The sequence below is a fragment of the Paenibacillus sp. FSL R7-0204 genome (assembly GCF_038002225.1).
GTDB lineage: Bacteria > Bacillota > Bacilli > Paenibacillales > Paenibacillaceae > Paenibacillus_AQ.
The window spans coordinates 465,654-478,799 of the sequence record NZ_JBBOCA010000001.1 but is presented as its reverse complement, the minus strand read 5'-3'; the positions used below and the strand labels follow the sequence as shown (position 1 = coordinate 478,799).

General features: G+C 53.4%; 14 protein-coding genes. 4 read left to right on the top strand and 10 right to left on the bottom strand.

What is annotated here, in order from left to right:
- Positions 1–413: 413 nt before the first annotated feature.
- Both MKX42_RS02295 and MKX42_RS02290 read right to left on the bottom strand, forming a co-directional pair.
- A complete protein-coding gene (locus tag MKX42_RS02295; protein ID WP_340750904.1) occupies positions 414–1,160 on the bottom strand; it encodes a nucleotidyltransferase family protein in 747 nt (248 codons plus the stop codon).
- Positions 1,157–1,852: a TetR/AcrR family transcriptional regulator gene (locus MKX42_RS02290; protein ID WP_340750902.1), complete on the bottom strand. Its 696-nt coding sequence runs from the start codon at positions 1,850–1,852 to the stop codon at positions 1,157–1,159. Before MKX42_RS02290 ends, MKX42_RS02295 begins: the two co-directional genes overlap by 4 nt.
- A gap of 195 nt (positions 1,853–2,047) precedes the next feature.
- On the opposite strand from MKX42_RS02290, the gene MKX42_RS02285 reads away from it, so the two are divergent.
- Positions 2,048–2,857, top strand: a complete 810-nt coding sequence (locus MKX42_RS02285; protein WP_340750901.1) for an SDR family NAD(P)-dependent oxidoreductase — start codon at positions 2,048–2,050, stop codon at positions 2,855–2,857.
- 123 nt (positions 2,858–2,980) lie between these two features.
- Here MKX42_RS02285 and MKX42_RS02280 read toward each other — a convergent pair whose 3' ends face one another.
- A complete protein-coding gene (locus tag MKX42_RS02280; protein WP_340750899.1) occupies positions 2,981–3,352 on the bottom strand; it encodes a RidA family protein in 372 nt (123 codons plus the stop codon).
- A 157-nt stretch (positions 3,353–3,509) separates the two neighbouring features.
- Between MKX42_RS02280 and MKX42_RS02275 the strand changes: the two genes are divergently transcribed.
- Complete coding sequence (locus tag MKX42_RS02275; RefSeq protein WP_340750897.1) at positions 3,510–3,713, top strand: hypothetical protein; 204 nt, start codon at positions 3,510–3,512, stop codon at positions 3,711–3,713.
- Positions 3,714–4,108: 395 nt separating this feature from the next.
- The gene (locus MKX42_RS02270; protein ID WP_340757601.1) at positions 4,109–4,579 is read left to right on the top strand and encodes a GNAT family N-acetyltransferase; all 471 of its coding nucleotides are present in this window, start codon (positions 4,109–4,111) and stop codon (positions 4,577–4,579) included.
- Positions 4,580–4,667: 88 nt separating this feature from the next.
- Here MKX42_RS02270 and MKX42_RS02265 read toward each other — a convergent pair whose 3' ends face one another.
- From MKX42_RS02265 to MKX42_RS02240, 6 genes are all read right to left on the bottom strand, one after another.
- A complete protein-coding gene (locus MKX42_RS02265; protein ID WP_340750895.1) occupies positions 4,668–6,401 on the bottom strand; it encodes an Imm51 family immunity protein in 1,734 nt (577 codons plus the stop codon).
- Between the two features lie 207 nt (positions 6,402–6,608).
- Positions 6,609–7,991, bottom strand: coding sequence for a sensor histidine kinase (locus MKX42_RS02260; protein ID WP_340750893.1), 1,383 nt, complete (start codon positions 7,989–7,991; stop codon positions 6,609–6,611).
- 9 nt (positions 7,992–8,000) lie between these two features.
- Positions 8,001–8,678, bottom strand: a complete 678-nt coding sequence (locus MKX42_RS02255; RefSeq protein WP_340750891.1) for a response regulator transcription factor — start codon at positions 8,676–8,678, stop codon at positions 8,001–8,003.
- Positions 8,679–8,701: 23 nt separating this feature from the next.
- The gene (locus MKX42_RS02250) at positions 8,702–9,748 is read right to left on the bottom strand and encodes a DUF4097 family beta strand repeat-containing protein (protein ID WP_340750889.1); all 1,047 of its coding nucleotides are present in this window, start codon (positions 9,746–9,748) and stop codon (positions 8,702–8,704) included.
- Between the two features lie 176 nt (positions 9,749–9,924).
- Positions 9,925–10,773, bottom strand: a complete 849-nt coding sequence (locus MKX42_RS02245) for an anti-sigma factor domain-containing protein (protein WP_340750887.1) — start codon at positions 10,771–10,773, stop codon at positions 9,925–9,927.
- A complete protein-coding gene (locus tag MKX42_RS02240; protein ID WP_036691711.1) occupies positions 10,766–11,347 on the bottom strand; it encodes an RNA polymerase sigma factor in 582 nt (193 codons plus the stop codon). Before MKX42_RS02240 ends, MKX42_RS02245 begins: the two co-directional genes overlap by 8 nt.
- A 202-nt stretch (positions 11,348–11,549) precedes the next feature.
- Here MKX42_RS02240 and infC point away from each other — a divergent pair, with 202 nt between their 5' ends.
- The gene (gene infC, locus MKX42_RS02235; RefSeq protein WP_340750886.1) at positions 11,550–12,062 is read left to right on the top strand and encodes a translation initiation factor IF-3; all 513 of its coding nucleotides are present in this window, start codon (positions 11,550–11,552) and stop codon (positions 12,060–12,062) included.
- A gap of 452 nt (positions 12,063–12,514) precedes the next feature.
- On the opposite strand, the gene MKX42_RS02230 is transcribed toward infC, so the two are convergent.
- The gene (locus tag MKX42_RS02230) at positions 12,515–13,096 is read right to left on the bottom strand and encodes a GNAT family N-acetyltransferase (protein WP_340750884.1); all 582 of its coding nucleotides are present in this window, start codon (positions 13,094–13,096) and stop codon (positions 12,515–12,517) included.
- Between the last annotated feature and the right edge of the window lie 50 nt (positions 13,097–13,146).

The window sequence follows — 13,146 nt, the reverse complement described above, 5'->3', positions numbered from 1 at the left end:
TGGGCGATGCAGCTTGGGGAAAGTAACGTTCGAAGTCGGCTGGCTTTTCGCTCGCCCATCATAGATCACTATTCGAAATAGGAAAAGCGAGAGGAGGTACACCCCGGTTAAGCGCCGCGGTGCGTCTCACTCTCGCCTGATTTCCACAATACAAATATCATGACTAAAGCCTATCAAACCATATTTCAAAGTTCAGGTTTATTGGTTCACCTTCATACTCTGCTGAATCATAAACAGATCGATGATTTCCTTAATCTCCCTTTTAGTCCACCCAGTGTTAAACCAAGTAAATTGGACACAGTTTTCATCCTTTTTATTTATAATATGAAAACCAGAACGAAAATTTAAGATGATGATCTGCCCATAAAGAGAGCTGCCCTCTGCCCGTGCGTTTTTTTGATTGTTAACCCAGGTTAATCTGCCTGCTCCTCCAGCCTCGCCCGCATCTGTGCATAGGCCTCCGGGGTGCCGACATCCTCTATCGTACCCTCGGTATAGTAAGCCCGCATCTCCTGACGGGAATGCAGCCATTCGGGAAAGTAACTCGGCGCATCCGGGTTGCCCCCTTCAGCCAGATAACGGGAGAACAGCGGCAGCGTAGACCGTTTGTAAATGTACAGCGCGAATACGCCAATGTTCGAGCGGGGCGCCTGCGGCTTTTCCTCCAGGGATAAGACCCGATTCTGCGCATCCAGCTCTGCCACGCCGATACTGCGCAGCTCTGCCGGATCATCCACCGTCCGCACCAGAATACAGTCGGTATCCACCTTGTGAAAATAGTCCAAATACCCCGCGAGGCCGAAGCCAAGCACATTATCGCCTGCCAGCACCAGCAGATCCTCCTGCGGCTGCATCCGCTCCAGCACAAACTGGATATCGCCAATCGCGCCTAACCGCCCCTCAGGTGAAGAAGTTCCATCGTTCAGGATACGAACCGGCTTGCTCCCCTGGTACTGCCCGGCCCACTCTTCAAAAGCATGGAAAAAGCGCTCATTCGTCACCACAAGAATCTCCGAAATCTCCTCCAGCACCTCTAGACGCTCGGCCAGCAGATCCAGAATCGTCCGGCTTCCCTGCACCGGCAGCAGCGGCTTCGGGGTGTCTAGCGTTAACGGATACAGACGGGTGGCATACCCCGCAGCCAAGATTAATGCGATCATCCTCGATCCGCTCCTCTGTCTGGTAGGGATGCTGCGAATAAGGCTCTGGACAGCAGCTCCATCGTTTGCCTGTATACAGTATGGGCAGCTACGGTATCTCCAAGGAACCCGCTCATGTATAGGTGGATAACTCCATGCAGCGATGCCCATAACGTGCCGACAAGGGTCGCGGTCTCTTCCTGACTGGGGATCTGTCCTTGCTGCTGGGCGGTGCTAATTAGAACCCACAAACGGCTTATGGCTGTCATGGTTCCCTGCATACTCTCCGCATCCGGCTTGAATTCGGCAAAAGCTCCTCCAAACATCAGTTTGTAGTAACTGCTGTAATCCTGTCCGAACTGCCAGAAGGCTTCGCCCAGATCCAGCAGATGCTGTAACAGATCTGAAGAAGCCGGCACTTCTTCAAAACGCTGGGCCAGTAATTTGCAGCCCTCCAGATATAATTGCTGGGCCAAGCCCTCTTTATTAACAAACAAACTATAGATGATTTTGGTGGAACAGCCCATCCTTTGCGATACTCTACGCACAGTGACGGCCTCCGGCCCCTCTTCCTGCAGAATGGCTGCGGCCGCATCCACCACAAGCTTACGGAGATTTTCTGTATTTTGCAGGCGGGCTTCCTGATAGGTCTTCAGTGTCCGGCCCTTAGATGGTGTGGGCTTGTCTTCATTATGGATAAGAATCACCTTCATTCGGTTAACATGTTATTGCCGAGCAACAAAGTTGCCGGGTTCTAACAGGAATTCTAAACATTTGAACATAGGTTGTCAATTGAACCACTACGCTGAAAAAAATGATTTGACACACGCGTGGCGATTTAGTTACTATGATTCACATAGGTAACAATGTTACCAAATCAAAACATTGAATCAAAAGGAGCGGAAAATGTGAATATTAAAGGAAAATGGTCTTTAATCACCGGAGCCTCTTCGGGAATCGGAGAACAGTTTGCAAGACAATTAGCTAAGGAAGGCAGTCATCTGGTGCTGGTAGCCAGAACCAAAAGCAAACTCAATGCGCTTGCAGGCGAATTGACGCAAAGGCATGGAGTTGAGTGCCGGGTTATCCCCCAGGATCTATCCCTCGAAGGAGCTGCCGGAGAGCTGTACCGGCAATGCCAGCAGCTTGGCCTGAATATCGACCTGCTGGTGAACAATGCGGGTTTTGCCACCCATGGCCTGTTCGAGCAAGTCTCCGGGGAACGCCAGCATGAAGAGGTTATGCTCAACGTAGCCGCTGTGGTCGATATGACGCATCTCTTCCTTCCCGGAATGCTCCACAGAGGAGCAGGTGCTGTGATCAATGTATCGTCTACCGCAGGCTTTCAGCCGCTGCCTTATATGGCGGTCTATGGGGCGACCAAAGCCTTTGTCTTGTCCTTTACCGATGCCCTCTACTGGGAGAATCGTGATCGCGGTGTGCAATTTTTCGCCCTGTGCCCAGGCTCAACAGAGACGGATTTCTTCAACGTAGTGGGTACGGAGGATGCTTCCGTCGGCGGCGCGAAGGACTCGCCTGAGCGGGTAGTGGCAATTACCCTGCGCGCTATGGCAAAAGGAAAACAGTACATTGTCCCCGGATTCCGCAATTACCTGGGCGCCCAGATCTCCCGGTTCATGACCCGCCGGCAAAGCCTGCGCCTGGTTGGGAACATGCTTCGCCCTGCCCCGAAGGAGCATAATGGACAGCCGTCATAATCCTGAAGGAACATTGTATGGTATCACCGCTGCCCTAAATCATCTATCCCACCACACCCTTTAGGCAACCCAAACAGCAGCTCATCCCGGCAGGAGGAGCTGCTGTTTGGGTTCGAATTACCGCTACGCACGTGGACGGTACGCTACACCGTCAATCTGGACCTTCAGTCCATCCGGGCCTCCCACATGCGCGAACTCGGTGGAGATCGTTTTGCGGGCAGGGTACTTGCCTTCGAATCTGCGCTTGAATACCTCTTCCATAACCGGAATATCCCATACATCCCGCAGCAGAATGTCCACCTTCACCACATCTGTTAGGGTAAGACCTACCTGACTCAGACGGCCGCTCATATCATTCAGCGCACCATCCACCTGCTCCTCCACTGTTCCGCCAACATTACCTACACAGAAGCTCAGGAAAATGAAGCCCCCCGCCTCTACAAAACCGGAGTATGCATATTCCTCATTCACATCATGTCTAATGATCTCGCCCATTCTGATTCTTGTCTCCTTCTCGCCTGTGATAAACCCAGTATAGCAGGAAAAAATAGACATCTGTATGACATAATTTGAGAGGAGGAGTATGGTATTATTACAAAAAGACTTACATTATCATATTTAACAGAGAACTATTTCTGAATGGAGGAGAACCATGAAGCGATTTCTGAAATCAAAATCTTTTCTGATTACATCCCTCCTGTTTAGCCTGCTGTTCATTATGAATATCGTAGCGACCCCCGACACTACGGGGATGGACATTGCACTCATTATTCTCAAATCTGTATTGGCTGGTGTAATAAGCGGGTTTATTGTTGGCGGCATTCTCTTTCTTTTGCTGAACAAGAATTCAATTTGACCTTAAAAAGAATCGGAGTACGCATTCGAAGATTACGTAAAGAAATGAACCTCTCGCTTGAGACCTTGGAGAAGGTCGTTACAGGGTTACTAAGGTCAACCGGGAAGTGGTGGCTATACTGGATAGCTCTGAAAAAAAGAAGCCAGATGAGAGTTCTTTGTTGAACGTCGGCCAGAGGACAAAATGATAGCGCCTAGTAAACTGAGATGGTTTTTGAGAAAAGAGGAGTACTATGGGATCTCCAAGTTTCAGGCTTTGCTCATTACCGATTCAAGTCTGATGGAAAACAGCGTGTGAAAGGCATCTATCATATCCAAAACGCCAACAGTTATCATAGCCACGAACACCAAACTTCGATGTTCAGCGTAAAAAAAGTTGAGAACGGAAGTGAACTAATGAATATTCGAAAAGCTATGATTGAAGATCAGTTAACTCTGCAAAACTTACTTCAATTTTATATGTACGATTTCACTGAATACACTGAGGTCGATACTCTATCTAATGGTGTTTACCAAGGGATGCCCGATTTTAATTTGTATTGGAATGAGCCACAAAGTCGCCATCCTTTTTTAATAATGGTTAGTGATAAAATCGCTGGATTTGCCTTCGTGAAAAACAAAGAAACTGGTAAAGATATTCATATCCTGTCACATTTCTTTATATTGAGAAAGTACAGAATGAATGGATTGGGTACAGCCGCAGCCAAACAACTATTTACCCTCTTTAAAGGTAATTGGGAACTCTACCAACTTGAGAAGAATATACCAGCACAAAAATTTTGGCTAAGGGTTATTTCTGAAATTACTGATGGCAATTTTGTAGATAAATTTGAGAATGGAAGAAGATATCAATTCTTTTCTGTGTAGAGCCGAAAAATCAACATTATAATTTAACATAGCCAAAAAATAAAAAGAACAGGACTGCCCATATACAGGCAGCCCCGTCTGATTCGTCCTAATCCAGCTCCGCGCGCGAGAACAGATCGCGGATGAGCTCATCGTCCTCACAAGCCCGCTTGAAGGCAGTCGCGAAGGCGACCATCGCCTCGCCGTCAGAGGAATAGGCGCAGAACATACCTGCCTCCGGGTCGAATTGGACAATACCGTCCAGCTCAGGCATCCGCTCCTCCAGGAAGACTGCCGCCAGAGAGGCCCAATCATATCCGTTGCCCTCGAAGCCTTCCTCTTCCCGTACGGCGAATACTTCTGCCTTATAGCTTCCCGCGTTCAGAATCACGGACTTGCCGCCGTTATCCTGCTCCACGATTATAAAAGGCTTCAGATCCGCAGCTCCCGGCCCCCCAGCAGCTTCCTTCAGCCTCTGAAGTAATTGCGTCTTCGCCCCATCCGTGAACCGGAGCGTCCCGTTCGTGTTCACGATCATGCCGTGGCGGACACGGTCGTCCAGCCAGTCCGAGATGAATCCCGGGGCATATCCGCCTGTGCTGAATTCACCGCCGAACGCGATCATTTTGGAATACACCTCAAGATACTGGTCACGGTTAGTATTCGGGTAGACGCGCGTGTAGAGCCAGAATTGCAGATCATACATCAGGGTGGACCGCTCGTCCGCATGAAGAGAGAAATAGCCCTTCTCCTCCACAATGGCGGTGCAGATCCTGCGGATAATACCCTCTATATCACCCACTTCCGTAACCTTGTCGCACAGCTCCTGCAGCAGGGGGGAGAACGCCCCGGAAGCCACTGTCTTCAGGTCATCCTCCTTATCCTCTTCCGAGGTATCAAACACCTCATCGTTCACCAGCCCGCGGATGAAGGTCTCGAAGTCAGGGGCCAGGAACGTAATCTCGTAATTGCCCTCCTGATCCACATGAATCACCTCAGGCTCCCCCTCCGGCCCGCAGTGGCGGTAATCCAGCATGATGACATCATGTCCGGCAGAAGGACAGTCTCCGAAGACCACGCCAATATCGGGGTAACCCCACTCTTCAATCATGAAGCGGCTGCCCAGGTCTCCGCAAAGGGAGTAGCTTTTGTCACGGCCGATTCCGGCGATCCCCGAGATAGCAACATGATCCTCAGCCCAGGAGGTAGATTCAGTCACCGGGTAACAGGTATTGCGGGGTATCCCTCCGTTATGCTGCTTCATCATGGCGATATAAGAGGCCGGCAGCTTGTAGCCCAGTTCCTCCTCCACAGAAGCAATCAGCTCGTCACTGGGCAGCGGGGACACATACGACTTCAGGGCATAATCGCTGTCATCCCAGAAATCGGCACAGAAATCAAGGAAAGACCCAAGGTCTCTGCCGCCACTCTCACTAAGTAATTTAGAATTATGTATCGCTTCTGCACGCCTGGCCTGCTCTCTGGCCTCACGCTGCGCGCCTTCCCGGCTGTACTCCAGCATGTTCTGGATATCTCCGTCTCCCGGCTCCAGTTCATCTGCACGAGCAAACGCTTGGACCGCCTGCTCGTACTGCTTTAGATGATAGTAGGAGTACCCTGCGCGAAAATGCCAAAGCGAATCCTCCTTGCCTTCCTCTGCAATGCTGAGCAGCAGCTCCAGCGCTTTGTCGTAATCTCCCAGGTTGTTATAGGCTCTGCCCAATTGGCTGATACATTCATAATCTCTTGCCTCTGGCGGAATCTCCAGAAGACGGTCCACAATCTGCTGATATTCATTCTTATCATGCCAACGCTTCACTTGTGCCAGCAACGCCTTATCCATTCCTGTAGCCTCCCTGTTTGGACACTGCAAAGCAAGCCCGTCCCTAATTCCGCAGGCGCGCTTGCCGTCAGTTCACTCACTACTACCCATTCACCGGAAAATAAGGAAATTAAACAGGCCCCCTGAATCATCCCCTTATCCCTAACAGTACGGAGCGCTTCTCCGGACTCATACTTCGGGCGGCTGATCAGCTTCGCACAATATAGCTCAGGCACCTGCAAACGTCAATGTGACGGTTGTCCCCTGCCCCGGTGTGCTGTCAATGGCGATGGAGCCGCTATACCGTTCCATGATCGCTCTTGCAATAGCGAGGCCCAGACCCGAGCCTCCCTGCGAGCGGCTCCGCGAATGCTCCGTACGGTAAAAGCGTTCGAAAATATGCGGTAGCTGCTCCGCGCGGATTCCGATCCCGGTATCGGCTGCGGTTAGTACCACTCTGCCATCCTCCAAGCGGGAATGCCTGATCACTACCGTTCCGCCTTCAGGGGTATACTTCAATGCATTCTCTATGATGTTACGAAGTACTTGATAGCAAGCGCTGCCCGGTATCCTCACCAGGACCTCCTGTCCGCTGGAGCCGCTGTCATAATCAAGCTCTACGCCGGGATTTACATGAACCGTCTGCGGCAACAGCTCGCTTAGCGTTGTCTTCAGACTGCAGACGGCCTCCTCGTCCTCCGGCACGAAAGCCTCTGCCTCCGCTTCGGCAAGAAGAAGGAGCTGGGAGATCAGCGCCTTCATCCGCCGGGTCTCATCCATCATGAAGGCCAGCGATTCATCCAGCACCTCCGGGGACTCCTTGCCCCAGCGCTGTATCATATGGGTATGGCCCTCAATAATAGCCAGCGGCGTCTTAAGCTCATGCGAGGCATCTGCGATGAAGCGGCGCTGCTGGTCGAAGGAGACCTCCAGCTTATGCAGGAATCCGTTGAAGGTCTCCCCCAGCTGCTGGAGTTCATCCTGAGCGGCGGGAACCTGTACACGCCGCGATAAGCTGTTCGTTCCGATGCTGCGGACTTCGCCGATCATACTGCGGATGGGCTTCAGTGCTGAACGGGAGACCAGCCCGCCGGCAATCACCGCCATTCCCGCAGCCAGCAGCAGACCCAGCAGCAGCAGCCGGCCCACCTCCTTCTCGGCGGTGGCGCTGCGTGACTGTCCGCTATCTGTAAGCTGCAGCCGGACAAGGCCATATACCGGCAGGGATATCTCCTTCTCTGCCTGATACACATCCGAGCCGGGCTCTGGCTCCCCCTCCCCCGCTTCGGCAAGCACGCGCCCGCTGGCATCCAGCATCTGCAGCACCTGCCCCTTCTCCAGTTCAGGAGCAAACATGGAGAAATCCGGCTTCAAAAAAGCCGCCGCACCGCTCCCTCTGCCCAGTCCAGGCTGAAGCAGGGACGGCAGGAATTCCACCTCGCCGACGCGAAGCTCGAACTGCTTCAGCTTGGCATCCAGCACCCGCGTTTCCTGGCTGTCTGTCCAATGCTTGAAGGTAATATAGACAAATCCGCTGACCACTGCCGCAACAGCCAGCGCCGTCAGCGCAATCGAAGCACTGACCTTACGGGAGAACGTCCATGGCTTCATTCCCTCACCTCAGTCTCTCAGGATATAGCCGCTGCCACGGACCGTATGGATCAGCTTCTCCCCGAAGCCCTCATCCACCTTCATACGCACATACCTTATGTACACATCTACCACATTCGTCTCACCTTCATACGAATAGCCCCATACCAGATTGAGCAATGCCTCACGGTTCATTAGCCGGTTCTTATGAACCAGCAGACAGTGCAGCAGATCGAATTCACGCTGCGAGCATTCAATCTCGCGTCCGGCCCGGCTGACCCGGTGGGCGGCCGTATCCAGCACCAGATCCTTGGCGTGTAGTACCTCATCCCCTGGTTCAGCCGCATGCAGCCTGCGCTGCAGAGAACGCATACGCGCCAGCAGCTCTTCAATGGCGAACGGCTTCGGCACATAATCATCAGCCCCGGTATCCAGTCCCCGCACCCGGTCATTGACCGTGTCTCTGGCCGTGAGCATTATAATCGGAGTCTGCTTGACCGCACGTACCCGCTTGCAGACTTCAATTCCGCTGATGCCCGGCAGATTCAAATCCAGCAGAATCATATCATAGTGCTCACCCAGCGCCTTCTCGGCACCCGTAATTCCATCTCCCGCAACCGTGATATCGTAACCCTCATAGAGCAGCTCCAGCTCCAGCAGGCGGATCATGGCCGTCTCATCCTCAATGATCAATACGCGTTCCTTCAACCCTCGTCCACCTCTTTACAAGATCAATTCTGCATCAGCGACAACCCTGCCATAGCTTTAGCGTGAATCTGATAGGTACCTGCGCCAATCCGTCCATGGGCCTTGTGATTTTTCACGGTCAGCGGGAAGTCCGTTTCAATCTCGTCAAAAACCGACTCCGCATCCACCTCGACTCCCGCTCCGCCCGGCCACGCCAGCTCCAGGTCGCCTACCTCCGTAGTCACCGTCCAATTCCCGCCGATCTTCCGGCTCTCCACCTCAATATTCCCCGCCACGGTAGCCGCACGGACAGCAGCCAGCGCATCCTTCACCGTAAGATTCCCGTTGACCGCCTTCACTGCCAGGTCGCCCGATATCTGCGAAGCCTGTACATTACCATTGGTAAGCTTAACGTCAACGCTGCCCTTCGCTTCCGAGACCTGAACGTTACCGTTGACCGTATGCAGAACAAGCTCCTCAGGGATGTTGGAAGCAGTGATGTTACCGTTCACCGACGATAATTTGATTTTACCTGTACTAGAAACTTTTGACAAAGAAAGATTGCCGTTCTCCGTCCTTGCCTGCAGCTCCGCCTTCATGCCACGTGGCAAGGTCACCGTCAACTCCAGGCTCGGAGACTGGTGGTTGCCATAGAGTTCGCTGTACGTCTCAATCTCCAGATCAGCTCCTGTGCCCGCCTTCATCCCCGACTTGTCTGCGATAGCCTTCGCCGCTTCTGCTGTTGCCTGATGGACAACCACCGTCATGTGGATCTCCAGCTCCTTGATATTGCCCTGCTTCAGCTCGATGTTTCCGTTCATGTTGGCGATACTGACCCTCTGTGTGCCGGGTGGAAGGCTGAAGCGGGTCACCCCTTTGTCAAAAGCATATCCGTTCCCCTGCCTCTTCCCAGCAATCTGCTGCGCAGCTGCGGCGGCTGGAGCAGACACCACAGGCTGTGCAGACCGGGAATTGAACTCTTCCTCCGCCAGCGGCCGTCCGCTGACAATGCCCTCACCTGCCGTACCTATGTAGAGTAATACTGCTGCCAGAGCAGCGCCTGTAACTAGCCATTTCCGGGGATTGTTCATTTGTATATCTCCTCCAGTTCTTGTAATTACCCCTAGAGTAAACTATCTATGATGAGAAAGACTTTGCAGGAAGATTAGAGTTTGATGAGAAAAAACAGCCGGGAATTCATCCTCCCGGCTGTTCAGCTTCAAGTCTATTCAATTCCGCTCGCCTGGACGCGGCACTTCCTTGCCCGCTACCCCTGCTTAATCGGCGCTGTGAGAATCATCTTCCCGCGCGGGGTAACGCCCGCGCCATCCGGCTCCAGCGTAACGGCTATCGTATCATAGGACTTCGGGTCAAACGAATAATACAGTGCCCCGTTCCCGCCCTGTGAGATGAAGGTACCCGCATTTACCGGCGAGTCCCCTTTGATCAGCCATACCTGATAGACCTCGGTGCCGGTAAGCTCCGGCAGATCTTCTGCCTGAAGCACAAGGTGGGTGCCGGTAGGGTCTGCGACAATCGTTGCTGTACCCTTGGCGGTAACCCCTTCTCCCGCCGGACTTAGCGCTACCGCCTCATTCACCTTAAGCCCCTGGAGCGGTCCGGTGCCGGAGGCCAGCTGCTCCTTCAGCTCAGACACATTCCCGCGCAGCTGGCCGGTGTAGACGACCAGAAGCAGCACAGCCACAGCCAGTCCAAGGCTCAGGTACCCCCGGAAGCGGGTTCTCTTGGGCTCCGGGATGCTTAACTGGGGCATGCCCTGCTCTGCCGGAGGAGTCCTCGCTGGCTCATGCTCCGCAGCCCGCTCTGCATCAGGCTGGATATTCAGCAGACGGGTCTCCGGCCGGGCTGCCGGTGCGCCCGCATTCCCGGATTCCAGCACCCGTGACAAGATGCGCTCCTTCATGCCGGAGGGCGGGTCTACCGGCTCAGAGGCAAGCGGAAGATGGTCCAGTACCTGCCGGTATTCCTCCACCAGCTCCCTGCATTCCGCGCATTCTGCTGCATGGGCAGCGAATTGCTGCATTTCCTCCGCCGTCAGTGCGCCCAGCGTATATAATTCGGCCAACTCACAGAGTTCCTCATTGTGTTCACTCATGTGCATGATCCCTCCTTCCCCAGTGCCGTAACGATTTGTGAAGCTGCTTCATCGCCAGCCGGACTCTTCCCTTGACCGTTCCCAGCGGGATTGCCGCAAGCTGCGCTACCTCCTGCTGGGTGTAGCCCTGGTAATAGATCATATCCATTACCTGCTGCTGGTCGCGGCTTAATCCCAGCAGCGCCTCTCTGATCTGTTCCCCCGCCATCTGCAGCTCAACGAGATCCTCAGTGAGCGCGCTATGGTCCTGAACCTGCTCCAGATTCCCGGAATCGGCCGATTGCCGCGGCAGCCTGGCGTCCCGCTTACGTAGATAATCGATCGCCAGATTGCGGGTCACCGCGAACATCCAGGTGAGCAGCTTGCCTTTGCCGAAGTCAATCTGCCCCGCATTCTTCCACAGTCGCAGGAACAGCTCCTGCATAACCTCCTCGGCAGCCATCGAATCCTTCACGATCTGGTAAGCAAAGCTATAGATGACCCGTTCATACCGGTCATAGAGCAGTTCGAGGGCATTCGAGTCTTTCTGTGCAATAAGCAGAATTAACTGCTTATCGTCAGCTGTGTCATTCAATTGCCATCCCCCATTCAACAGAAAATATAGTACTGCCAGTGGTTCAATGCTGAAAAACCTGCGTCCACTGAGTATAACCGCTTTGCACAACCGTCTCAACCTGCGGGCCTGACTGCTGAAGGCATACGGCAGCCGTTATTGAAGCCTTGCCCGCTTCCATATATGATAGCTATATCATATCCGCAAAGGGAGGATCATTTCCGTGGCCGTACTGATTAATGAACAGATTAAGGCAGCCGAGGTCGAGCTGACCGGGCTAAAGGGCGAGAAGCTCGGCACCGTATCCAGAAGCGAGGCGCTGTCCAAGGCCAGAGCCGCAGGGGCCGACCTGGTCTGCACCTCGCTGATGAGCAGCCCGCCGCCCTGCAGCCTGGTCGCCAAGGGTAAAGGCAAGGCGGCTGCGCAAGCGGCCCGCAAGGATAGTACCCGTCCGCAACAGGGCGGCGGAAGCAGCCAGGAGAAGGTGAAGGAGCTGCGCTTCACCGCCCATATCGAAGAGCATGACTACGACACAAAGCTGCGTCAGGCGGACAAGCATCTGCGCTCCGGCAAGCCGGTGCAGCTTGTCGTGAAGGCCTCCGGCGCCAAGGAAGCCGCCGCTGCGAAGGCAGTGCTGGAGCGGCTCGTGGCCGATCTGAAGGAAGCCGGAACCAAAGCCTCCGGGCTGCAGACCAGCGGCAAGGGCGCACAGGTTAGAGTGAATCCGCATACGTAAGTTGTCCTATCAAGGCACCCTTAAGCCTGAATTGTGTGCGGGTTCAGGAATGGCTGGACTCTACTTCTGTTGTACTTTATACATTAGCTGACCCCAAAATTGGTCTAAAAATTGAATCTGTTGCACTCTGTACAGCAGAATTGGGAAAAATCAGGGCTTTCGGGCAGAATTCACGAAAGCCATTGTATGAAATACAACAGTTGATCATTTAGCTTAGCAAAGTGCGAGTTCTATTGCAGAAAATACAATCAGTCTACAAAACTGCTGCAATGCCGCATAAGACAGCGACAGGAGTCCTGCTCATACACAACAGGTGCCATCCTATAAGGACGGCACCTGTTATTAAAATACGACAAAGCAAGCCGTGATCTCTAATCTTCCGATCTTCTTCCGATCTTCTTCCGTGCTTCTTCCGTGCTTCTTCCAAATTATATATCCCGCGCATCCTAAGATCATTTCACACCTTTAAGCCGCTCCACAAACCGCTCCTTCGTCAGCACATGCAGCAGCTCCCCATTGCAGTCCTCATAATCACCGGTCAATCCGGCCAGCTCCTGCTCGACCCGGAAGCCCAGCTTCCGGAGCACCCCGAGCGATGCGGTGTTGCGCGGATCTGCCTTGGCGTATAGCTGCTCCAGTCCAATTACATCGAAGGCGTAGTCCGCCAGCGCCGCAGCGGCTTCGGTAGCATAGCCCCGGCCCCAGTGTTCACGCCCGATCAGATAATACAGCTCCGCATCCGGCGCCCTGAACTCCAGCACACCAGCCCCGCACCAGCCGATCAGTTGCCCGGTTGCCTTATCACAGATGGCAAATGAATACTTGAACGGCAGCTCAAACGGCGTATGATAGCTGAACATCAGCCAGCGGAACATGCCCTCATACTCATGCCTCTGCATGACCTCCATATGCATGAAGGCCAGCACCTCCGGGTTCTGCATCAGCTCGAACGAAGCCATCAGATCACTTTCCATATAGGGACGGATGATTAACCGCTCTGTTTCGAGCTTCATCCTGGACAATGCCAGATTCATAATACACATAACCTCACCTTCAAGTTCTATCTGCCACCCAGCATAGTTCA

What these genes read in the sequence shown, in the direction of transcription:
- MKX42_RS02295 (WP_340750904.1), bottom strand. Translation starts at nt 1,160, where the DNA reads ATGATCGCATTAATCTTGGCTGCGGGGTATGCCACCCGTCTGTATCCG.
- MKX42_RS02290 (WP_340750902.1), bottom strand. Translation starts at nt 1,852, where the DNA reads ATGAAGGTGATTCTTATCCATAATGAAGACAAGCCCACACCATCTAAG.
- MKX42_RS02280 (WP_340750899.1), bottom strand. Translation starts at nt 3,352, where the DNA reads ATGGGCGAGATCATTAGACATGATGTGAATGAGGAATATGCATACTCC.
- MKX42_RS02275 (WP_340750897.1), top strand. Translation starts at nt 3,510, where the DNA reads ATGAAGCGATTTCTGAAATCAAAATCTTTTCTGATTACATCCCTCCTG.
- MKX42_RS02270 (WP_340757601.1), top strand. Translation starts at nt 4,109, where the DNA reads ATGAATATTCGAAAAGCTATGATTGAAGATCAGTTAACTCTGCAAAAC.
- MKX42_RS02265 (WP_340750895.1), bottom strand. Translation starts at nt 6,401, where the DNA reads ATGGATAAGGCGTTGCTGGCACAAGTGAAGCGTTGGCATGATAAGAAT.
- MKX42_RS02260 (WP_340750893.1), bottom strand. Translation starts at nt 7,991, where the DNA reads ATGAAGCCATGGACGTTCTCCCGTAAGGTCAGTGCTTCGATTGCGCTG.
- MKX42_RS02250 (WP_340750889.1), bottom strand. Translation starts at nt 9,748, where the DNA reads ATGAACAATCCCCGGAAATGGCTAGTTACAGGCGCTGCTCTGGCAGCA.
- MKX42_RS02245 (WP_340750887.1), bottom strand. Translation starts at nt 10,773, where the DNA reads ATGAGTGAACACAATGAGGAACTCTGTGAGTTGGCCGAATTATATACG.
- MKX42_RS02230 (WP_340750884.1), bottom strand. Translation starts at nt 13,096, where the DNA reads ATGAATCTGGCATTGTCCAGGATGAAGCTCGAAACAGAGCGGTTAATC.